At 39.9% G+C, this 22,754-nt stretch carries 20 protein-coding genes and 1 tRNA gene; 11 read left to right on the plus strand and 10 right to left on the minus strand.

All coding sequences use genetic code 11. The annotated features are described in order from the left end of the window. Positions 1-104 precede the first annotated feature (104 nt). Together fusA and rpsJ are read left to right on the plus strand one after the other, a co-directional pair. Positions 105-2,228, plus strand: a complete 2,124-nt coding sequence (gene fusA / locus G6053_RS25760) for an elongation factor G (RefSeq protein ID WP_108636808.1) — start codon at positions 105-107, stop codon at positions 2,226-2,228. Positions 2,229-2,356: 128 nt separating this feature from the next. Beyond that, positions 2,357-2,662 (plus strand): 30S ribosomal protein S10, encoded by a 306-nt coding sequence (rpsJ, locus tag G6053_RS25765; RefSeq protein WP_028070501.1) that lies wholly within the window; start codon positions 2,357-2,359, stop codon positions 2,660-2,662. 72 nt (positions 2,663-2,734) lie between these two features. Here the strand turns inward: rpsJ and G6053_RS25770 are convergent, their stop codons facing one another. From G6053_RS25770 to G6053_RS25780, 3 genes are all read right to left on the minus strand, one after another. Beyond that, the gene (locus G6053_RS25770; protein WP_165309031.1) at positions 2,735-3,352 is read right to left on the minus strand and encodes a porin family protein; all 618 of its coding nucleotides are present in this window, start codon (positions 3,350-3,352) and stop codon (positions 2,735-2,737) included. A 202-nt stretch (positions 3,353-3,554) separates the two neighbouring features. Then, complete coding sequence (locus G6053_RS25775; RefSeq protein ID WP_108636794.1) at positions 3,555-3,863, minus strand: hypothetical protein; 309 nt, start codon at positions 3,861-3,863, stop codon at positions 3,555-3,557. Positions 3,864-3,895: 32 nt separating this feature from the next. Further along, positions 3,896-4,921, minus strand: coding sequence for an MFS transporter (locus tag G6053_RS25780; protein ID WP_165309032.1), 1,026 nt, complete (start codon positions 4,919-4,921; stop codon positions 3,896-3,898). A 460-nt stretch (positions 4,922-5,381) separates the two neighbouring features. On the opposite strand from G6053_RS25780, the gene G6053_RS25785 reads away from it, so the two are divergent. The 4 genes from G6053_RS25785 to G6053_RS25800 all read left to right on the plus strand — a co-directional run bounded on the left by G6053_RS25785 (position 5,382) and on the right by G6053_RS25800 (position 8,870). After that, complete coding sequence (locus tag G6053_RS25785; RefSeq protein ID WP_165309033.1) at positions 5,382-6,074, plus strand: hypothetical protein; 693 nt, start codon at positions 5,382-5,384, stop codon at positions 6,072-6,074. Beyond that, a complete protein-coding gene (locus tag G6053_RS25790) occupies positions 6,071-7,159 on the plus strand; it encodes a hypothetical protein (RefSeq protein ID WP_165309034.1) in 1,089 nt (362 codons plus the stop codon). Before G6053_RS25785 ends, G6053_RS25790 begins: the two co-directional genes overlap by 4 nt. 576 nt (positions 7,160-7,735) lie before the next feature. Further along, complete coding sequence (locus G6053_RS25795) at positions 7,736-8,467, plus strand: MauE/DoxX family redox-associated membrane protein (RefSeq protein WP_165309035.1); 732 nt, start codon at positions 7,736-7,738, stop codon at positions 8,465-8,467. 37 nt (positions 8,468-8,504) lie between these two features. After that, complete coding sequence (locus G6053_RS25800; RefSeq protein WP_165309036.1) at positions 8,505-8,870, plus strand: hypothetical protein; 366 nt, start codon at positions 8,505-8,507, stop codon at positions 8,868-8,870. 78 nt (positions 8,871-8,948) lie between these two features. Here the strand turns inward: G6053_RS25800 and G6053_RS25805 are convergent, their stop codons facing one another. Genes G6053_RS25805 through G6053_RS25815 form a run of 3 tightly spaced genes read right to left on the minus strand, consistent with a single transcriptional unit; the run spans position 8,949 to position 15,789 of the window. Next, positions 8,949-10,310 (minus strand): RagB/SusD family nutrient uptake outer membrane protein, encoded by a 1,362-nt coding sequence (locus G6053_RS25805; protein WP_165309037.1) that lies wholly within the window; start codon positions 10,308-10,310, stop codon positions 8,949-8,951. An 11-nt stretch (positions 10,311-10,321) separates the two neighbouring features. Next, positions 10,322-13,543: a SusC/RagA family TonB-linked outer membrane protein gene (locus tag G6053_RS25810; protein ID WP_165309038.1), complete on the minus strand. Its 3,222-nt coding sequence runs from the start codon at positions 13,541-13,543 to the stop codon at positions 10,322-10,324. Between the two features lie 2 nt (positions 13,544-13,545). After that, complete coding sequence (locus G6053_RS25815; protein ID WP_165309039.1) at positions 13,546-15,789, minus strand: TlpA disulfide reductase family protein; 2,244 nt, start codon at positions 15,787-15,789, stop codon at positions 13,546-13,548. Positions 15,790-16,630: 841 nt separating this feature from the next. On the opposite strand from G6053_RS25815, the gene G6053_RS25820 reads away from it, so the two are divergent. Continuing rightward, positions 16,631-17,155 carry a hypothetical protein gene (locus G6053_RS25820; RefSeq protein ID WP_165309040.1) on the plus strand — a complete coding sequence of 175 codons (525 nt, stop codon included), beginning with the start codon at positions 16,631-16,633 and terminating at the stop codon, positions 17,153-17,155. A gap of 124 nt (positions 17,156-17,279) precedes the next feature. Here G6053_RS25820 and G6053_RS25825 read toward each other — a convergent pair whose 3' ends face one another. After that, positions 17,280-18,413 carry an AI-2E family transporter gene (locus G6053_RS25825; protein ID WP_165309041.1) on the minus strand — a complete coding sequence of 378 codons (1,134 nt, stop codon included), beginning with the start codon at positions 18,411-18,413 and terminating at the stop codon, positions 17,280-17,282. Positions 18,414-18,529: 116 nt separating this feature from the next. After that, positions 18,530-19,138 (minus strand): porin family protein, encoded by a 609-nt coding sequence (locus tag G6053_RS25830; RefSeq protein ID WP_165309042.1) that lies wholly within the window; start codon positions 19,136-19,138, stop codon positions 18,530-18,532. A 379-nt stretch (positions 19,139-19,517) separates the two neighbouring features. Between G6053_RS25830 and G6053_RS25835 the strand changes: the two genes are divergently transcribed. Further along, positions 19,518-19,588 (plus strand) — tRNA-Cys (locus tag G6053_RS25835). Positions 19,589-19,621: 33 nt separating this feature from the next. After that, positions 19,622-19,801, plus strand: coding sequence for a spore protein (locus G6053_RS25840; RefSeq protein WP_165309043.1), 180 nt, complete (start codon positions 19,622-19,624; stop codon positions 19,799-19,801). Positions 19,802-19,835: 34 nt separating this feature from the next. Here G6053_RS25840 and G6053_RS25845 read toward each other — a convergent pair whose 3' ends face one another. Next, complete coding sequence (locus G6053_RS25845) at positions 19,836-20,582, minus strand: copper homeostasis protein CutC (RefSeq protein ID WP_165309044.1); 747 nt, start codon at positions 20,580-20,582, stop codon at positions 19,836-19,838. A gap of 274 nt (positions 20,583-20,856) precedes the next feature. On the opposite strand from G6053_RS25845, the gene G6053_RS25850 reads away from it, so the two are divergent. Then, complete coding sequence (locus tag G6053_RS25850; protein WP_206531822.1) at positions 20,857-21,273, plus strand: hypothetical protein; 417 nt, start codon at positions 20,857-20,859, stop codon at positions 21,271-21,273. 46 nt (positions 21,274-21,319) lie between these two features. Further along, complete coding sequence (locus G6053_RS25855) at positions 21,320-21,613, plus strand: Smr/MutS family protein (protein ID WP_108636779.1); 294 nt, start codon at positions 21,320-21,322, stop codon at positions 21,611-21,613. A 73-nt stretch (positions 21,614-21,686) separates the two neighbouring features. Here G6053_RS25855 and G6053_RS25860 read toward each other — a convergent pair whose 3' ends face one another. After that, positions 21,687-22,667 (minus strand): DUF1080 domain-containing protein, encoded by a 981-nt coding sequence (locus G6053_RS25860; protein WP_165309046.1) that lies wholly within the window; start codon positions 22,665-22,667, stop codon positions 21,687-21,689. Between the last annotated feature and the right edge of the window lie 87 nt (positions 22,668-22,754).

The following is a 22,754-nucleotide window of genomic DNA, read 5'->3' on the forward strand; positions in this document are numbered from 1 at the left end:
CACCGACCTCCGATAAACGAACACTCTTTTATCAAGGTCGGTGTACTTATTTAACATTACATTTAAACACATAAGGCCCGTAAGGCCAGCTGCTTAAAAATATTATGGCAAGAGATTTAAAATTCACTAGAAATATCGGTATCGCTGCACACATCGATGCTGGTAAAACTACAACAACTGAGCGTATCCTTTATTACTCAGGTGTAAACCATAAAATTGGTGAGGTTCACGAAGGTGCTTCAACAATGGACTGGATGGAGCAAGAGGCTGAGCGTGGTATCACGATCACTTCTGCTGCAACAACTGTATTCTGGAACTACCGTAACAACAAATACCAAGTAAACGTTATCGATACACCTGGACACGTGGATTTCACGGTTGAGGTAAACCGTTCGTTACGTGTATTGGATGGATTGGTATTCTTGTTCTCAGCAGTTGATGGTGTTGAGCCTCAATCTGAGACAAACTGGCGTTTGGCTGATGGTTACAAAGTACCTCGTATCGGTTTCGTTAACAAAATGGACCGTTCAGGAGCTGACTTCTTGAAAGTTGTAAAACAAGTAAAAGATATGTTGGGTTCTGATGCTGTAGCTTTACAATTGCCTATCGGTGCTGAAGATACGTTCACAGGTGTGGTTGACTTGATCAACAACCGTGGTATCGTTTGGAACGAGCATGATAAAGGAATGACTTTCACTGAAGTTCCAATTCCTGAGGATATGTTGGACGAGGTTGCTGAATACCGTGAGAAATTATTGGAAGCAGTAGCTGGTTATGATGAGTCTTTGATGGAGAAATTCTTCGAAGATCCAGATTCATTGACTGAGCGTGAAATCTTAAATGCATTACGTGCTGCAGTATTGGATAACTCTATCGTTCCTATGGTTTGTGGTTCATCTTTCAAAAACAAAGGTGTTCAAACCATGTTGGATCTAGTAATGGAATTATTGCCTTCACCTCTTGATGTAGAGGCTGTAAAAGGTACTAATCCTGATACTGGTGAAGAAATTGAGCGTAAACCATCTGTTAGTGAGCCTTTCGCAGCTTTAGGTTTCAAAATTGCGACTGACCCATTCGTAGGTCGTCTATGTTTCATCCGTGCTTACTCTGGTAAGTTAGATGCAGGTTCTTATGTATTGAACACACGTTCAGGAAACAAAGAGCGTATCTCACGTATCTTCCAAATGCACGCGAACAAACAAAACCCTATTCCTTTTATCGAGGCAGGTGATATCGGTGCTGTTGTAGGTTTCAAAGACATCAAAACTGGTGATACACTATGTGACGAAAAAGCGCCTATCGTATTAGAGTCCATGACTTTCCCTGAGCCAGTAATTGGTTTAGCGATTGAGCCTAAAACGCAAGCTGACGTTGATAGATTAGGTATTGGTCTTGGTAAATTGGCTGAAGAAGATCCTACATTCGTTGTTAAATCTGACGAAGAGACTGGTCAAACAGTTATCTCAGGTATGGGTGAGCTTCACTTAGAGATCTTGATCGACCGTTTGAAACGTGAATTCAAAGTTGAGGTTAACCAAGGTGCTCCTCAGGTAGCGTACAAAGAGTCCATCAATGGTACTACTGAGCACCGTGAGGTATACAAAAAACAATCAGGTGGTCGTGGTAAATTCGCGGATATCAAAGTTGTTATCTCTCCTATCGATGCAGATTACGATACAACAAAATCAGCACTTCAATTCGTAAACGAAATTGTGGGTGGTGCGATTCCAAAAGAATACATCCCATCCGTTCAAAAAGGATTTGAAGCGTCATTAAATAATGGTGTATTAGCTGGTTACCCACTTTCTGGCATGAAAGTTCGTTTGATTGATGGTTCATTCCACGCAGTCGATTCAGATTCATTGTCATTCGAATTGGCAGCTAAAATGGCGTACCGTGAGGCATTACCTAAATGTTCTCCAGTATTAATGGAGCCAATCATGAAAGTTGAAGTATTGACTCCAGAAGAAAACATGGGTGATGTAATGGGTGACTTGAACCGTCGTCGTGGTCAAATGCAAGGTTTGGATTCACGTAACGGTGCACAGGTAATCAAAGCATTGGTTCCACTTTCTGAAATGTTCGGTTACGTAACACAATTACGTACAATCACTTCAGGTCGTGCAACATCTACAATGGAATTTGATCACTATGCTGAAGCTCCACGTAACGTTGCTGAAGAAGTAATCGCAAAATCAAAAGGCAGAATCAAAGGTTCTGTTGAATAATATAACACAAGGATAATGGAACAAAGATAAAGGACGCTAGTCTTTTCTCTTTGTTCTTTAATCAAAAAATACACACCGATTGCTAGTTGTGAATAGCTCTAATTAGCAATCATTTTAAATAAATAAAAATGAGCCAAAGAATCAGAATTAAATTGAAATCATACGATTACAATTTGGTTGACAAGTCAGCTGAAAAAATCGTAAAAACAGTAAAACCTACAGGTGCAGTTGTTAGTGGTCCTATTCCATTGCCTACTGAGAAAAAAATCTACACGGTATTACGTTCACCACACGTTAACAAAAAAGCACGTGAGCAATTCCAATTGTGTGCTTACAAAAGATTGTTGGATATCTATTCATCAAACGCTAAAACTGTTGACGCATTGATGAAACTTGAATTGCCTTCAGGTGTTGAAGTAGAAATCAAAGTGTGATAGATTTCAGTCACTGAAAAAAGAAAGGGCCTTTCGTAAGAAAAGCCCTTTTTTATTTTTATATTTTTTTACTTAGAATTGGTAACCAACTCCTACTGAAAATACGCGGTTTTTCTGCTTAATCCCTAGCGCATTATCGTATGCTATATTTGTAAGTCCTAACCCATACCCCCCATTGATCAGAAAGCCATTGGGAAGCTTATATCCCGCTAAAAAATTTAAGCCTGCATCAAAACGTTTCACTCCATCTTCATCCGGTCCATCACCAAATTTCACATCGGTAGAGACACCATTAATCTTATTTTTTGCACTTAAAGCGTATGCAGCATATGGACCAGCACCTAAAAAAATATTACCAGAACCAGCAGGAACGTAATAAACAAAATTAACAGGTAATTCCAAATACATGAGATTCACTTTTTCTTCGTTAACTTCATCATTGCTTTTACCTCCCTTACCCTGTAAAGAAAGTCCTGGTTGGATGGACAAGTTCGATGCAATAGGGGCATCAACATAGCCTGTTACGTAGAAACTTGTTGAAGCTCCCGAACTAATCGAACCAGAAGTTTCTTTCATTGTCACAGATACCTTTGGAAAGTTCACACCAGCTTTAAAACCGTAAGAAGTTTGTGCTTTTGCTCCAGCAATAAAACATAATGCTGCTGCAATTGAGAGTAATTTTCTTTTCATAAAAAATAAATTAAATATAGAGCCAAAATAAGATATAATTTTCTGAAACACAACAAGAAAATTAAGCAAAATAATTTTCGTAAATGATTCGCTATAGATTATTCTATCCGCCTGTAATTTAGACTCAACAGTATTTAAAGACTTAATCAAAAATTTTCACATAGCAGAAGCTGCAAGTGTTAACCAAAACCATCTACTGATTCTACTCAATCAAATAATTCCAGTTTCCTAATACATCCGGTATCTTCCAAGACTCCGCCTTAGTTTTGTAGTTGCTAAAGTGTCCTTTATCCCATTTGGTAATATGGTATCCTTTACAAAACTTACAATAATAAGCCCTTTTGCAAGCATCTTTTCCCATCCGGTGTTTGATACGTCTGCCGTCTAATTTGTTTCTCACCCGTGATTTGAACTTAAAATGAAGCATTGCCCATTGGGCTTCAATTAAAGAAGGAAATCCAACTTTACCAGTAGCACGGCATTTCCAGGTATTATCCTTTGCTTTTTCCATAATCTATCTTTTAAAGTTTATCTCTTATTGTATTATTCCTTTTCTATTGGTACCTGCAACATGATCCATTCTTTGATATGCTTAGCAATCTTATCAGACACTTCAAAATTATAACGCCCTTCAAACGGAAGCTTGAGCACAATACGCAACCTGCCACGCTTCAGTTGATGACAAGACTGGATCATACCAAACGGTATCGCCTTATCCCGATCTATCTTTTGTACGAATCCTTTTGTACTATTTACGACTTCCTTTAGGCTACGCTGTTCACCACAAGTAAGATTTTCGTGCATCGCAGTTTTTAAATAAAGGCTGACGATATTATTTTTAAAAGTAAAAATTCCCAAATCTTTATACAGTATCTTCTGGGACAAGATTTTGTTATTGAGCAAGAATACTTCCTGCTCTGGATCCATGGATTTGACCAGAATTAAATCTATTTCATCCATGGAATCAGGATCTCTATCTCCCGTCTCAGCTTCCAGGATTTCCCTCACCTCTTCCAGATCCGGAGATAACAGATCAATCCGCTCCTCAAGATCTGTTATCTTTAATTGCTGCTGATGGTTTACTTCGGTCAATTCAACAAGTAGCTTTTTTTGGCTTTGATAATTGGCGAGATAAAAATACACTGTATAGCACATATTCAAGACCAGAACCCCACTAAATATGACCATTAGAGGAAATAAAAGCCATTCATCCTTAGCCATTGCATCTGGACCGATAATCCAGAACAAAAATAGTGTGGGCAATACACAACAAAAAAACAGTTGTGTACCGATGCGTTTCTCCGGACCGGTCAACCAATTTTGCCTTTTGTCCAGTAGCACGATAACCAAACGTATATAGAGAAAAGTGATAGCCACCATCAGCACAAAAAATAGATAGCTAGAGATGATTGACCAGTTTGCAAGCCGATCAGCTAAAGCCCCCTGATAACCCAAATACCAGCAAACACCGCCAAAGACGAAAGACGCGATCAATAGCCAGATTACATCCGGGTAATTTACAGTCAAATCTTTATTATCTTGATATTTGTCCTGACCGATACTTTTCATATACTCCAATACTATTTTATCAAAGCTCTATCCAAACATACATGCGCATCAAGTTTGCTTGCTCTTTCTCATTCGGGTAGAGTTTACTTTATTATAAATTACTTTTCAACATACCAAGGTTCCTTCAAGCATATATGGCTAGATATTGCTTAAGGACTCTTGTTAAAAATTTCCCTATACGAAGAAATGTTTATTATATAAATTTAGCCATTTATTTTTTAAACAATATTTCTAGTTCAAAAATCGGCTTTTTCATTCCGCCCTCTAACCTAAATAATTACCTTGTTGGATGAAAATTTTCAACCTTTATTGTTTAAAATGCACCTTTCATTGTAAAGAAATCAGCCTTCGTTGTAAAAAACAGGTCTTCGTTGAAATTAAGGCGGTATTCAGCAAAAATTTCCTGTCGTTATCGGTATTTTTGAAAAGTAATAGTTCACTGATTATAAACCCATAGATCATGAGAACAACAAAAACAGTCCTCCCATTTAGCCGCAATTATATATTTATTACGATTGCTGTATTGATTACCTTATATGGGCTTTTTTGGGCGCGGACACATGACCAACGTGTATATAGCATTGGTGTACTGGTCGTGCTTATCCCCTTTTTAGAGATCCGCAACCAAGAGCGCGTGATGCAGCTTTTCTTTATCTTTTTTGCCTGTATCCAAGTTAGCAGCATAGCATTATTTGATCGCCTCCCCTATCAGCTATTGATCAGTTCCCAGCCATTTTGGACAGCTGTAAGAAAAGGCATACCGATAGCCTTCATTGTCTGTGTGCTAGCACATCTTTTTTCTTGGAGAAAGATAAACCTTTTCAAACTTTATGGGATCCAATTTCCGATTATGATCCTTGCCTGTATCTGGTATATACGCATGCTGCTGATTATGGCCAATTGTCAGCATATCCCAAATGCGAAAGCTGTACGCATACCTGCCATTGTCATCCAAAAATGCCCTCCTTGTTGTGACATCCATGAATTGTGGTTTTCGTTCAAGCATGATGGGCAAGAGCAAACGGTGTCCATAAACGTCAACCCACAGTTACATGAACAGACCAATGTGGGTGACACACTCCTGCTGCAGATGCATCCCGGGGTCTATGGCTGGCCGTGGTACCACAAAGATATCAAAAGGAGGTACAAATGATTGTAAGTCTATACCCACTGACTTTGCTTATCGAAGCTTTGGATCACTTGGAAAGCAAGGGAGCGCAGGCACGTTTACACGAGATTTCAGTGGCCTGCTCCGATAATTTTGCGCTGTCATTACAGGCCTTCCGGCAGATCAGTAATGTCGACTCCGCCAGCCAGGCTGTGCGTCTATACCATACCCAATTACTTCGTCTACACCAAAAACTCGATAGCTTCTGTAGGGATAACAATATCGGAGACCGTACGGCGTTAGTAGCGCTGGAAGACTTGCTCGAACGTATTGAATTTTTATTTAAAAGAGACATCGATCCTGCTACATCCTTACCAAGCCATTACCGCAAAAGGATGTATGCATATGTCTACATCAATATGCCCTATATCCTCGATAGTCTTGCTCAAAAAGACATACCACAAGTTTATCTTGGTGAAATTCTTTCAGCCATGGACAGTCTATTTGAAAATGGCAAGATCCCTTATATTCAATACCGACATCAAGATTATCTGATCCAATTGGTCGAATCGCTACGGCAGTTGGCGCAAGACAAGCGCCAAGGTAAGAACTGGCATTACCGGTTTTTAGTAGTGATGGTCAATTTCAATTTTAACCACATGGGATTCTTTAACCGCTGGAAAGAACTGTACATTTCAGATCCCTCATTTATGGATGCGCTATTACGCTTTCCAAAACATTTCTCCTGCATTCCCAACTTTGCGTATGACAGCAATCGAAGGAGTTTGCTTGAGTTGATGTGCGAGTACATTCAGGCCGAAAATACGCAACCGCATTCAACATTGCATGATCATTCACAACGATTTATCCATAGCAATTTCAATGGCAAGGAGCTCAAGATCTGGATGCACATCGCTGTCAAGGCTAATATCATGCGCTCATCTGAGAAAAAAGAAGTTGCCGAGGAGTTTTCCAAACTCATCAAAACGAGGGAGGGCACCTTACTTTCTGCCCATAGCCTGACAAGGATGGACAAAAGTGCTGAATTTCATGCAGCTGTACGTATCCGTAGAGTATTAAACACCATGCTTGCCGAGCTGAATGAACAATTTCCCGAATTAAATAAATAAAATACACAGAATTAAAAAAACTAGGGGTATGTTAGCGTTACACCCCCTCAGCACATTCGTTATATCTATCAAAAACAGCCATTACAATCCTAAAACCAATGGTTTTACCAAGAAGCCGCACCTAACCTTTTTGCCACCATATTACCCCTTCACTACATCCCACCCTTTGTTTAAACCGAATAGAGGCGGGTGAACTCTCCGAATTAGTCATTTCGTTACACCTACGCTCGCCTATTTTCCGTGGTACCTTTGATTTAAGGCGTACGAAAAGTAGAAGCTGACGCTCAGGCAGGCCGCTGTACCTAATGGAGGGGCAGGTACGGCGCCCTGTTTTTAAAAAAGCATAGAAATAATAAAAGCCCATTCAAAAATAATTAACACGGCAATACAAATAATTAAGACCGGGATATAAATAGTTAGGAGAGAAATACAAATAGTTAGCATAAGCTAAGCATAAATAATAAAGGTGCTAAACTAGATAGTTAAGGCTGGAAAACGAAAATAATAAAACCGCATCCGGAAATAATAAAACAACAGAAAGAAATAATAAATACCACAGTACAAATAATTAAAGCTATGGAAGCGAATAAAACAAGTAGCATCATATATAAGATCCTTCGGTCGGTAATGATCCTTTTTTGGATCTATGTAGGTATGGACAAGGTCTGGCAGCTGAGCACGTTTCGGATTGCTCTCGAGCAGCAGCCCATAATCAGTTATCTGGCTCCAATACTCTTTTGGTTACTTCCGCTCATGGAAATCGGTGTTGGGATATTACTAGCCATACCATCAGTCGGACTGCGTGCATGGGGATGGAGAGCCTCCACCCTATTGATCATCGTTTTTACGATCTATATTGGATTAGGCGTATTAAATGTCTATGCACAGAAACCCTGTATGTGCACAAGCTTTCTGAGCCGTATTTCCTGGACTGCGCATCTATTGATAAATATTGTGATTCTTGGCCTTTCTATAACGGGATGGGTGTTGCATCGCAAGGTCGCCAAATATGGCGAGCGAGTAATCACGGGCAAAACAAACATCGCATTATTTCTGATTTGCTTTATAGCAATGGGAGCCATCAGCTACAGGAATATCCATTATACAAAGTCAAAGGATGTATGGTATGCACCGGACAGTCTATATTATTATCCAGAACACAACGACGTCAGTAGGCCTATAGTAGGCAGCCTGGCATACAGATACGATCGGTACACAGGTCCGTGCCGACAATTATTTACAAAAAAAAGTTGCAAGCCAACATCTTTACTAACCAATAGATGGCTTGCTGTACAGAAAGGAGGGTAGCTACATGCTAACCAAATTTTTAAACAATTATGGCTACATGATATTAGGAGGAGCCATGATTATCGGATTCTCAGCATTTAAAGGTGCTGAGGCTTATGCAGGAAAAGCGGATGATCCTGTAACACTTTATTTTCACGGAAGCACCAGTTCTTCGTCAGATGTGCAAAATCAATCACTTTGGACTGAAGAAACAAATGATGAGGACTGCGGGTCTGGAAATAATGCAGCCTGTGCCATGGAGGCCGACGCTTCCGATCTTACGGGTACCCCTGGATCTCGTTCTTTAAATCCAAGCAGGATTACCTTGAATGCGAACGCGGTTGGTTCGCAATTCATTCCGTCGAAAAATACGGCGGCAAGTGACCCTAGCAGCCAACCTATATCGCCAATCAATAAGTTATAGGTTAGGAATGCAGTATAAAAATGTTTGTACTGCAAGAATGCCCCGGGATTGATTTTTTCCGGGGCATTCGATTAAATCTTATAAGGGATTTTGTTCCATCCCAGTTGCGAGGATAATATCTGTCGGCAAAGGTAAAGCATACCTATTTGAATTTGGTTCCAACTCATACTTCGTTCCATTTATATATCGCAGCAACTTAAGGTTTTCGCCATCATATTTATTATAGCGTTTGATATCCATCCATCGAAGCCCGCGCATCAGTAACTCTTTCCGCCTTTCATTTTTTATCAACTTGAGAGCATTCTCTTGGCTAAGTCCGACATATGGGATGAATTCTCCCTTTTTTATTCGTTTCATAAGTAACGTATTCAGATCATCCAAACCACTTTCGACGTTTCCCATTCGGATATTAGTCTCCGCCCGTATTAATAAAAGCTCATCGACGGCCATCCCGCCGAATAGGTTGAAAGCGGACGTATAATTGCCCTTAAAACTGTGGTATCCATTCCTAGCTTTGAAAAATAAAGCTTTCCGAATATCATTATCCTCATAGCTTGCATACAGCGTAGTATCCACCAGTCCGTAGCTTGGATGGAGGTTGGGATAAGATGTGGTCAGCTGGGCATAAAAAATGGTCTCCTTGTTCAAACGAGATAAAGGATAAGGTTTCAACAGATCTGTAGAAGAAAAGTCGTTATAGTCTATCAAGTCTTTCTTAACCTTCAAGGCCTTATCCGAGTAAAAAAATGCACTATCGTGCTTTCCAATAGAGAGGTAGGCCCTACTCAATGCCCCATAGCAGGCTATTTTTGAGGGACGCATAGGAGATTCCGCGAGTTCAGGCAGTATTCCCTCCGCTGTCACTAAATCTCCGATGATCTGCCGGTAACAGGCTGATACCGTACTACGTTTCGAAGCTACCGACTGGTCCGAAGTCTGCCGCAACACGATTCCCAGATCTGTATCTGAGGTTTGCGGATCCCAGGACTTGGCAAATATCCACATTCCCTGCAAATACTGATAAGCACGATAAAATAGAGCAGCTCCTTTTATCCTATCTTTTTCACTTTTTACCCCTTCGATCTTTGGCAATGCATCCAGCACCACATTAACCTGATATACTGGAACGTACATCAACGCCCAATCATCGGGATAATTATACGGAAAACCTGTCCAAGTATAAAACCCTCGGGACTGATCATCCACAGCTTTAAATTCCTTTTCAGTAAAGAAATAGTCATCCGAATGGATATCTCCAAACACAGGAACATTCATGTTCATATCAATCGAATTATCCAATATTCCTTGTAGACTTTCAAGTGTATTTGGACTTTGAAGCGAGAAATTTGATTTTTCTTCTAGAAACTTACTGCACGACAGCAAAGTAAACAAGAACAGTAAAGTCACCAACAGCCTAATTACATTATAATTTGTATTCATAATTTATTTATTTAAAAATTGACATTAAGCCCTATGGCATAAGTAGGATTAGGTGTTAACCGCCCAGGAAAATCAGGATCTACGCCTTCTTTATTTTTTTCCCAGATCAGCCCTAAATTACTGGCATTGAAAAACAAACGGGTATTTAACTTTTTGCTGCCCAACTGCCATAGGTTCCGCCAAGAGAGATTGATATATTCCACACGGACATGATCCCCTTTCAACACATTAACCGAACTTTCCTGATAAAAAGCATCGCGATTTGCATCAATAGGATATTTTACCCGAGGTACTTGCGTATAGTTTTCGTCTCCTGGTGACTGCCATCTCCTATCAAAATCTGAATAAGCTTTACCATATAAATAAAAATTACCACTAGTAGTTGCTTGCTTACTGAAATAGTAATCCGCTTTAAAGGAAAGATTAAGTGATAGCTCAAAATTCTTATAGGAAAACGTATTGATCAAATTTCCAAATAATTGCGGTACAGAAGACCCTACAAATACAATTGTCTGATTATCGTTGATTTCCCCCACTGTTGAATTTCTGATTTTTTGATAATCGGTAGACAGCTCATCATTTAAGAATCCTTGCGGATCACCGTGTTCGTCCAGGCCGCCCCAATTAAAGGCAGCGATGGAATTGAGCGGCCTACCAACTATTGGTATGGTACTCGCGCCATTTCCAACTAAATTGATCAGCCCAAACTGCCTATTGTAATATTCCAGAACCTTATTTTTGTTCAAGCTTAAAAGCACGGCAGGCCGCCAGCTAAAGCTCGGAGTCCTTACAGCTTCGAGAGTCAAGTTCAACTCAGCCCCCTGACTTCTTATCGAAGCATTATTTTTTACCGTGGTATTGGCCTTTCCAAATACCGTATAATCTATCAATGAATTGCCATACAGATCTGTGCTCTTTTTCACATAATAATCAAAGCTTCCTGTGATTCTACTTTTGAACAGTCCAAACTGTAGTCCCAAATTTAACGTTCGCACCTTTTCCCACCTTAAAGATGGATCATTCAGGGTACTGATCACAAAAGCAGGATAATTTGTATATCGTCCGCTGGTCGTTTCAGCAACCGGAAGAGGCGTTCGCGATGGGTCTATATTACCACTATAGCCATACGTGGCTCTCAGCTGCAGCGCATCTACCGCCTTCCAGTCTGCAAACTTTTCCTTTCTGATCTGCCAGCTAGCGCCTACCGACCAAAATGGATTAAATTTATCATTGGTATTTACGCCGAACACGTTAGCCCCATCTTTACGTATACTGGCCGAAAGACCATAACGTTGCTTGAATAAATACGCTACATTTGCATAGTGAGACACAAAACGATTCAGGGATTTCATTAGCGAAACATTTCCCTGAATGGAGGAAAACCCGCCTGCAGGCAGCGTCGGATAAAAGTTAGCGTAATCCACTACTTTCGTGCGTATCGGATCAGCGCTATAACCATAGGAAGTGCTTGTGGAACCCTTTGATAATACTTCTCTTATTTCTGCACCTAAAATCCCATTGATATGGTGAACTCCAAAAGATCGGTTAAAATTCAGTTGCCCTCTCCATGTATTCGAACTAATATCCCCATTGTTAAGATCATAAATTCCTCCAATGGGAATCGGACGTGCTACCAAACCAGACTGCGGGTCAATATTGGAAAAAATATTGATCAAATTCCGGGCATAATAACTTTCCGTTTGTGCGATCCTTTCCGTTACTTTTCGCTGTATCTGATATTGATAAGATACAGTTGCTGTTAAGTAAGGTTTGATATTATATTTGGCCTGTACAATGGCATACATTTCATTTTTACGTGTTGTCGCGCGATCTACCTCATAATCATGCAATGGATAATAATTCCAATCTAACAGTTTATCGCCATACAGTTCATTGAGATAATTGCCTCGGTAGCCCTTATTAAAAGGCAATGCTTCCCCCTCCGCATTCATAAATTCGAAGAAAGGCACATATTTGCCACCATATTTAAACTGATCAAATGCTGATGTACCACTGCGTTGTTTCTGCGTGAGAAAATTCACATTGAGATTCAACTCAAATTTGTCTTTCCAATGAAATGAATTGTTCAGGTAAAGATTTATCTTATTGTCTTTAGCTTTATTTTCGGAGAGATCCATCGTATTACCAACCCCAAAGTTATATCTTATCACGGTTGAAGCGCCCGAGATATTGGCAAAAGACTGCTGTAAGAATGGGGCCTTTAAAAAAGCATCTTTATAAGCCGCTTTTCCATCCATTGCCAGTAATTTGGCAATCCTATCTGTTGAGTCCTGCGCCGAAATCAATCCCCTGCGCCGAGCCAGGAAAACTTCGACTGTAGGCGTCAAGGCAAGGTATGGACTCTGCTCAAGTTTCCCATCATAGTAGCCCGCATTAAAAAGCTCCTGTTCGGCCAAGATATAATCCAAATTAGCTGGCTGATACAACCTATTATAATCTGTTATGCGTTTGGTCGTGGTGGTATGGGAAATATTGACAATTGCCTTTTGCGATTTATTGGCAGTATTAATACTGGTCATTACAATAACACCATTGCCCGCTCTTGCTCCCCATATCGAAGTAGCGGCAGCATCCTTGAGCACCGTAACAGATGCGATGCTATTAGGATCGATGTTATCGATATCTCCTTCATAAATAAAACCATCCAACACGATTAAGGGGTCTTTAGAAGCCTCAATAGTGCTAAGGCCCCGAATCGAAATATTAAGCTTTTCATTGCGATTAGGCTTAAATTCGAAAGTCCCCTTTCGGAATCCCGGTGTCAGATTATTCAGGCGGTCCAGAATGTTAGTACCCACCTGCTGGTCAAGGATCTTTTTATCCAATACCTGAAAAGAACCTGTCATCTCGTTGGGACGGAGCTGCTGATATCCCGAACTGACGATCACTTCATCCAATACATTAGCCACAGGCACTAGCATAACTGTCGGGCTTGAAGTTCCAGTTTTATATAAAATGGTTTCACTATGATAGCCAATATGGCTCACTAATACACTGTCACCATGATTTGCTATTATCACAAAACGGCCTTCCTGATCTGACTTTGTTGTGCTCTTCCCACGCGATATGCTAATAGAGGCACCCTGAATAGGCTTCTTATTTTCACTACTGATTACTTTTCCTTCTATCTTAGCCATCAGGTTCTGTCCAATAGCAAAGTTTGCTATCCCTGAAATGAACAGGAATAACACCATTAATATGAATGTTTTCATGCTTATACCCCCTTATCAGCAGAAAAATAAACATACTCCACTTCTACTGGCACCATAGATATCTTGGCTCCAAGCTGCTCTAACAGACTCAATAGCTGCGCATCGGTATAATCCAGTAAATCCGCAGGCAGATCGAAGTCGACATTTATATTTTCAATATCGCCAAGCATGACGGGTTTATTCAACAACCAGGAGAGCACATGAAAACTATTGCGGAGCGGCAAGTTTCGAATAAACTTTGTATTATTCAGGGCATCAATTGCTTCAAGTGGTATTTGGCCCTTGGTTTTGAATTGTCGGATTTTAGGCGTAGAGTCAATACGCCACACGTCGATCACTTCTTTCCGGATTTCCCATCTAACGCCAAAATTATCCTGAATATCATGGATCATTTTCCGGTACGGATCAAAATTAGTTTGGTCTTTCGGGTAACGCAAAAAATAGCAATATTCATCTGTGTAACGCTGGGGTGTCTTGAGTTTCCTACGGGTTTCTTTACTAACATTATCATCAAAGACCCAGAGATTGCGGTCTATACGATGCCCTGATTCGCTCAGATATTCATATATGCGCATGGCTACCGATGAATTGAGAAATGTAAATTCCTTTTCATTTCCCTTTTCTTTTATCTGCACGCCCATTTCTCGAATCCCTTCCCTTCGTTTGCTCAGGTAAGAGGAGAATAATTTGAGCGTATCCGTAGTCACACTATCTTCGACTTTATACTTAAAATCGTCCTTCATATAGAAACTCGCCTTTTTGTTCTCCAAAATCTGACGGACATTAGCCTCCTGAAGTTCGGTTGTGTAGGTAATTGCTTTGACGACACGGTCATTGCCGATCCATACAACGTGCGGTATCCCGCGATGCGGAAATACGGCATTGAATATCGTATCTCCTACGAGATAAGGAAACTGAACATTTAGCTGATAAGAATCTTTGTATTTTTGGAGCACCTTATCAATTCGTGTCTGATCATCGTGCGTCCGTTTGCAGTTGACCAGCAGCACGTCGAAATCGTTTTTGAAAGTGGCCTTCAATTTATCCAATTTGGGAAAGCTCTCGAGACAATTGGTACACCAGGTAGCCCAAAAATCTAAGATAATCAGTTTATGATTCTGATAATCACTAAGCGAAATTGTTGACCGTCCTTTACTATCGTTAAATACGGGCATTTTGAGGTTCCACAAATTCTCTGGAATGGTATCCCCTATTGCAAGCGCCCTAAGATCGGATAGCCCATCGGCCCCGCTGTCCTTGCGGGGCGTCTGAGCCGATAAACTAAACATAGAAACCATCAGAGCTAATACCATAAGAGCTCTGATGCTCTTTAATGCCTTAAAAGAAAAATTAGATGATCGAAAAACTAAAGCCAAACATGTCAGCGACATGCGAAAAGTATTTTTATAATCGGACAAATAAGCAAAGCATTTTAAAGCCCTATGAGCCTTTGAAATATCATCAACAACAAAAGAGTCGATAGCAGAGATAACTCGTTCATAAAACGTCTTAAAAGCATCAAATTCAAAACGACTTCCCTCTCTTCCATTATCCAATTCGGTATCCTCTCCTTTTTCAGACTGTGCTGTCGCACTATCAGACTTATACCCAAGATTCACTAGTGAGCTACTGACAGCTCGTACCTGTTTAATACCTCTTTGGTATATCTCCGGTAGCTCTTTAGTACATTCCCAGTACCTTTTTGGTACCCTTTCGGTACACTCCCGGTAGCTTAACGGTGAACTAATGGTACCTTTCGTGCCAAGGAATAGACCATTTAAGTACCTACCAACTCCTGACCAACTTCGCCCTTTCTCCCAGCGTTGCTCGGAATTTCTTCGGGTGGGCTTCGGGTCACCCTCGGGAAAAATCAAAGGAAAATTCGAGGGAGACGGATAGCCCACTGCATAAAAGGTAGAAGAAAGGGCGAAGTTAATTCGAAAATTGTCAGAAGACGGTGGTCTTTCGGCTCCCCTTCGGGTGCTCTTCGGCAACGCTTCGGGACCTCTTCGGGGCTTGTTCGAGACATGTTCGGCTACGCTTCGGCTCGGCTTCGAGTCCGCTTCGACTGCGCTTCGGGAACGTCCCGAAGAACAGCCGAACAACAGCCGAAGCACTCCCGAAGAAGGGCCGACGCAGGTACAAAGCAGATCCGAAGGCCAGCCGAACAAAGCCCGAAGGACGCCCGAAGAAATCTCCTGCTTAGTTATTTTTTGATCGCTGCTCTGCAAACGTTTTTGTAGCACTGGACAAATACCTTTATAGTACATTTTTCCATTGTCAATTTTCCTACGCAACGATTGCGTAAATAGTGCTATATCTGTGCTTAAGTAGTGCTTAACGCATACTTGAAATATGTGGGTAAAATACAGTTGAAAACTGGCTGGTAACTCAGGTAATTGAACCCTGATTTTTTTTGATTTAATTTGGTGTAAGCGGGAGGAATCTTTTCCTTTAGACAGTTCTCTCCCACCCTTGTAAAAATTGGTCATTTTTAAAAGGTTTTAATGGCTGCGGCCTAAAGGAAAGAATTCAGATATCGATATAAACGAATGTATCCAAAGCTCCTAAACCTAGCTTAGGCCACAATAAAAAATAATGGTTAATAGCTAAATCTAAGAGCGTTGGAATGGTGTTTTCAAAGGTATATAATAGGGTCGCTACGCTCTTCAAGATTATGGGAAAGTCATTATATGACTTTACAGACAGAGCTACTCTGCTGGCTTGATTTTGTTTTTGATAATTTGTTTTTTCATAACTCGTTATAGTTACGAGTCTCATTGAAGAAAGGAACTATAGCAAGGCCCTATGCTATCGTCGTGCAGGCTTCCGAGGGCCATAGGACCGATAAACAATAGGGCCCATAATGCTATAGTGTGCATCAAAAATACACAAAATATCATTACGGACATTGAAAACCTATTGCCTCGTCCTGAACAAAACTCGGAATTTGCACGAGAGACTCTTGTATTCAATACCTATAATCAAACATTTATTTGATTATCAATATTCAAATCTACACAAATTAATTATTAAAAAGAAATTAATTGCGGATTATTAATTGATTTAGATCATTTGTTTGTAGTTATGAAAGCTTACAATGCTAAAATAACGACTGAAAACATTAAGAATCATTTTGAAAAAAGTGGATTAACTATCGAGGTATTTGCAAACATATTAGAAGTTTCAAAAAGATGGCTTGAATACATTTTAGCTGGAGAAAAGAATTATGAACTTGCTCCTTATACAATTCAAAAAGCATGTGATTTTTTTATTGCCGATTTTAGAAAATTTACCACCGAGCCACAAACTGTTCCAGAAGATTTTCGTGAATTTTTAAAAAAGAAACATTCTAGAAACAGTGAATACAATAAAATACTATCAGACGCCCCATCTGTTCCTTTTATTATAGATGAAATTTTGGCAAAGGATGATGAGTTCATTAGTAGTAATGGGTTAGAATTGAAATTTGTCAAACAAATCATATGGAAATATTATCCTGGGCTGAAACTTACCAATCTATCAAGTGATCTACAAAAATCCGGTTTCATTAAACACAGACTACACCCACATAAGAAAAAGAAAACAAATATTTATCAAGCTAAGAAGTAAGCAAACTACGACAATCATTCTATGTATGAAAAGAAAGCTTTCACGATAGATGACCAAATTCAACAATTAAAAGATCGCGGATTAGAAGATAAAACTGCTCACAAGCCCAAAACCAAATGCAAACCTACTCCTTCGCTTCATTCTCAATAATTTTCTTCTCAATCGGATTTAAAGTCTCAAATAAGTCTTTGTAGACCTCATCCTTGCTATCCTCCTCCCCTAATAAAAATCCCCAAGGTTTAAGCTCTTTAATGCGATCCATCACAATCTTGACTATCGCCAAAATAGGGATTGCTAAAAACATTCCAGAAATACCCCAGACCATCTCACCGATAATAATGGACAGCATGGCAAAAAGGGAGTTGACCTTTACCTTTGATCCGACAATCTTGGGGACAATAAAATTACTGTCAATCATGTGTACAATAATCAATGCTAAGATCACTAATACCACATGTGTCAACGATGAGGTAGCAAAGGTAAGAATGGAAATAATCAGCATCGATGAGAAAATACCCACATATGGCAGTACATTAAATACGCCTGTGATTAAAGCCAAGAGTAGACTGTACTTCACACCAATTAAGGAGAGGCAAATAAAAACCAAAAGCGAAACCAAACTCATTTGAATCAACAAACCGATCAGATACTTTTTGACGACATATTGAATTTGCCTAACAACATCCACAACAATAGGTCGATCTTCAACACGGTTAACAAACAAAAGAAACTTCACAATATGACCTCTATAAATCAGTAGGAAGAAGGTGTAAAGAAATGTAAAAATAAATAAAATAAACAGGGAGGAAAGTGAAACCAACGCCGTTCCTAAAAATAGCGTACCTGAATCAACCGACTTTGAAGCTGTTTTATTGATAAATTCCATCTGCTCCTTGTGCTGTATTCCAAACTGTTGACTGACCCAGCTTTGCAATTTCCCTGCGCCGTCCATAATCTGCTCTTTAAATGCTGGAAAATCTTCTTTGAGCAAAGTAAGCTGTGAAGCCAGAAGAAATAAGCCGTAACCTAACGCGCCAAAAAAGAGAATCACACTGAGTATTCCGGCCAATGTTCTTGGGAAGCGTAGTTTCCGTTCCATAAAATTGCTCAGCGGAATCAAAAGTAGGGAGAACAGTAAGCCTAAAATCATTGGGATCAATATCGTATCACCTATTTTGGCCAGATAACCTAAAAGCAGGATACTAATTAATACACAGGCTAACTTCACATAGAATGGTAAAGAGAGAAATCTTTTCATTGAATATTCTTTTGAATAAAAATAACAATTTCGGTTGACTTAAGTTTAGGGAAATAAAAAAGTCCCTACTAATGCAGGGACTCTTTCCTCATAATAAGTTTAAGTACTTATATTTCTTATAGTCCAAAACCGATTCCCACGGACCAAACACGGTTTTTGATTGAGCCACTATTAGGCGCTAAATTGGTTAAACCTAGGCCATAACCTGCATTGATCTGAAAACCATTCGTTAATTGATAACCCGCTAAAAAGTTTACACCAAAGTCCGTGCGTTTCAAATGTTTTCCTTCTCCACTTCCAAATTCAATATCTTCCTCAAATTTAACGTCACCACCGGTTGCTTTCTGCTTACCACTTAATCCAAATCCTACATAAGGACCCGCACCGATAAAAAAGTTACCAGATCCCCCTGTTGGCAATTTAGCCACTAAATTTACGGGAATATCCAAAGACATTACACTTTCTTTAACATCTCCATTGGAAGTTTCCAGCCACTTAGCACCTTTATTCTGTAGCGACAAACCAGGTTGCACGGAAAAATATGGCGATACCGGAGCATCCAAATATCCCGTTACAAAGAACCCTGTATTGGATTTGGTATCCCCAAAGCTTGTTGAATATTTAGGAATATTTACCCCCGCACGTAGTCCGTATCCCAATCCACCTTGTGCAAAAGCTCCTAATGAACCAAATAAAATTGCCGCAGATAATAATAATTTTTTCATGTTTCCTAATTTAATTTACTTTGTTCTTCTATCATTTACTCTCATATATTTCTTGTATGAGATTTATTACAGTGACTTTTGCAATATCTATTCCAAAATGCATAAACTATTCATTTTCACTCCAAAACAAAAGAAAAAACTCGTGCCATATTTTTTTTGAATGTCCTCTAAAAGATACAGTGCTTGCGGAAATTCCAACTTTTTCAATCGACCGTACACATAAGTATTTCCGCCCCTAAAGCCGAGATTAGCAACATACTCAAAAACTACCCCCTTGGTTTTCAAGATAATGCTCAAAAACACAAAAGTTTTATCACAAAGATTTTTTAATTCCAATTATAAGTTTTATTTTTGCAGACCTTCAAAAGGAAAAAAATAGGGTCGGATGGCCGAGTGGCTAGGCTGAGGTCTGCAAAACCTCCTACAGCGGTTCGAATCCGCTTCCGACCTCGTTTTATTTTAAACAATAAAAATATTATCAAAATGGGAGTTACACGTTTAAAAAGAAAAGATAGAAGAAATAAAACTGTTTCACGTGTTGAAGTTCAGTTCTTGAAATTAGGAACTAACGTTGAGTTAGGAACTAGATCAAAAATGAAAGCAAGCAACCAAATCGTTAAAAACGATGCTATCTTAAATCAATTAGCTGCAGAAGCTAAATAAGCACAAAGAAATTAGCAGCCTTTAAAGTTATACTTTAAAGGCTTTTTAATAAGTCTACCATTTGGTGGACTTTTTCTTTTGAGCTCATCCACTGCGCCTCATCCATCCCCTTCACCTGATCCTGCGAAAATTTCATCTTTGATGGCTGGCTCTCCTTTGCTGAACTATGGATGGCAAGGGCTCCAGTATCCGCCAAGATCGTCTTCATATTGGAGGCATCCACTCCGGCACCCGGCATAATCACAATACGTCCGGCAGCCTGTTCAATCAACTGTTTCAGCAACGGTGCGCCCGACAAAGCTGAATTCCGCAAACCTGAAGTCAAGATGCGGTCAATACCTAATGCAATGACATCTTCCAATGCGCCAAATGGGTCTTGAACACGATCAAAAGCGCGGTGAAATGTTACATGCATAGGCCGTGCAGCATCAACCAAACGTTTCGTATTGACCTTGTCCACGCTACCATCGGCATTCAATACCCCGAGGACAACACCATCCATACCCAATTCCTTACAGAGCTCAATATCGGCGATCATCTCCAGCATTTCTTCTTCCGTATACAGAAAGTCTCCACCCCGTGGTCTGATCAGGACATGAATTCCGATATGAACGAGTTTACGCACCAGTTTCAATTGACCAAAAGACGGTGTGGTTCCACCATTCTCCAGATTCTGACAAAATTCAACACGTGTCGCACCACCTTTCTCCGCCTCGATTGCTGATGCCACTGAATTGGAACATATTTCCAATTGATAACTTCCGATTGTTTTCTCCTTCATTCAATTCTATTTTTAACCCGTTTTTACGCAATGCGAATAACGCAAAAAAAAAGCAAAATACCTATTTTTCAGCTACAGGGCAATTCGGATAATCTACTCCGTTTTTCCACGGAAGCCCTCAAAATCCAATAACTGTTATGTCGAACTCCGAATAGCGTTGGTCAACTATTATTCAAATTAAGAAAAACATTTATTCAAACCATTTGTATATACCTTACATGCTTTTATTTAAAATTCTAATAACCAACATTATATAAAATTTAGATAAAATATCATGGCTATTATATCAAAAAACATGGAAATACAGGAAAGGATCATCGGCACTTTTGAGGAGCTCCAGTCCGCTATACATGGTTTAGAAAGCCAGCTCGTTGAATTTGAAATATTGTTTAATCAAGCATGCGATAGGCATATCGCGTCCGATTTTCAGAAAGAATGTCTGCTGGACCGAATTTCCTCCCGGCATGTGACAATCGTGTCCAGACACGAAAGTCTGCAACTTATTCAAGAAACAGTTTCTGCTTATCGTGATTACGACGGTTTGTTCCTGGATCATAAGCAGTTATTGCAATCGCTGGAGTTATTGATGTTAAATCATGCTGAAAGAGAATATGAAATTGCTGCCATTATAAAAAAATGGTATGAAAAATTCGTCCGGGCTGTTGATTTCATCGCTGATCTCGCCTACTAAGTCGTTGTTTTGTTTTACATTTGCGGCATTGTAATATATTTGAATCATGCGCAAACCACCCGCTATAGTTGATCTACACGCAGATGCTTTCCTCGAAGACTGGGAAGACTACTCGGCTGACGAACTTATGCTAGAATCTATTGATTACCTCAGGTCCAACCTGGATGCAGCCATTTATTGGGAGATGAACGAAATCAAATTTATCCACGGAAAGGGAAAAGGTACCTTAAAAAAAATGATATTTAAGGAACTACAGGATTACAAAGAAAGTGGTTCAATTGATCGGTACTATACTTCTTACCAGAACGAAGACGTGGTGGTCGTTGTAATTGGAATCTAAAAGGAATGAGCCCGATAAAATATCGAGCTCATCACATGAATAATTACTTTCTAACTTGGTCCAACTTTTAGGGTTATTTAACGGCCGGTGTAATAACCACTTTACGGAATTCAACCGGTCCGTGATCACCCTGGAAATAGATCGGACCAGGTTCGCCCTCTTTACTATCCAGTGCTCCGCCGGTAATCCCCGGAATCTCTTGATTGCTGATCACTGTTTTACCATTGGCAACGACAGTCACCAGGCGTCCCACCAATGTAATATCATAGGTCTGCCATTCTCCGGCCCCTTTGTTCACCATCTCATTGGCTGCCAGGAAACCATAGACGCCTGCAAAAAGGACGGCATTAGGATGCGCATCTTTCGGGCTATCCTCAATTTGTACCTCATAGCGCCCTCTAAGATAAACTCCACTATTGCTGCCCGAAGGAATTTTAAATTCAACGTGCAATTTAAAATCTTCAAATTTTTGTTCCGAGACTAGGTTAGAACCCGATTGTGGACTGGTTAAAATACCATTTTTCACAATCCACTGATTGGTTTTTCCAGTCGCTTTCCATCCCGACAGATCCTTTCCATTAAAAAGCTGGATCGGTTTCCCCCACTTTACGGCGGCCGTTCTTTTTAACTCAGGTGCACGTACTCCTTTAAAACGATGTGTTTTTCCATCTGGTTCCGTTATAGTGCCCTGCAATGTTCCGTTTAAGATCTCCCCTTCTACACTTAAATTCATCTTTCCGCCTTCCCATTGTGGTGGTATCGCAAATTTGAACTTCCCGTTTTCATAAAAAACCTGTGAAACAGGCCGTGCACTTCCTGAAGTGCTTACATAGTGGCCTACCAAAGTCTTGTAGCCTGACAATTTCACTTCAAGCCAGGAAGGTGCCGGAGTACCATTGACATCGACTTCAATATCCCAGCGCCCGATCAACTCTTTTCCTTCAACTTCTTGCCCGTAATGTACATATTCTTTTGCGAGTGGTTTAGCAGAAATCACTTGTGGCAATGCGCAAGAAGCTAAAATCCCCAAAAGAAAAGCCGTATTTCTTTTCATCTTATTTATGTTTATATTCTAATTGACAATAAATTTTAAGCAATTTAACTGTTTAATAGCGGGTTTACAAGCATATAAAGTTAAAAA

It is taken from the genome of Sphingobacterium sp. DR205, from assembly GCF_011064245.1.
In the GTDB taxonomy this organism is placed as follows: domain Bacteria; phylum Bacteroidota; class Bacteroidia; order Sphingobacteriales; family Sphingobacteriaceae; genus Sphingobacterium; species Sphingobacterium athyrii.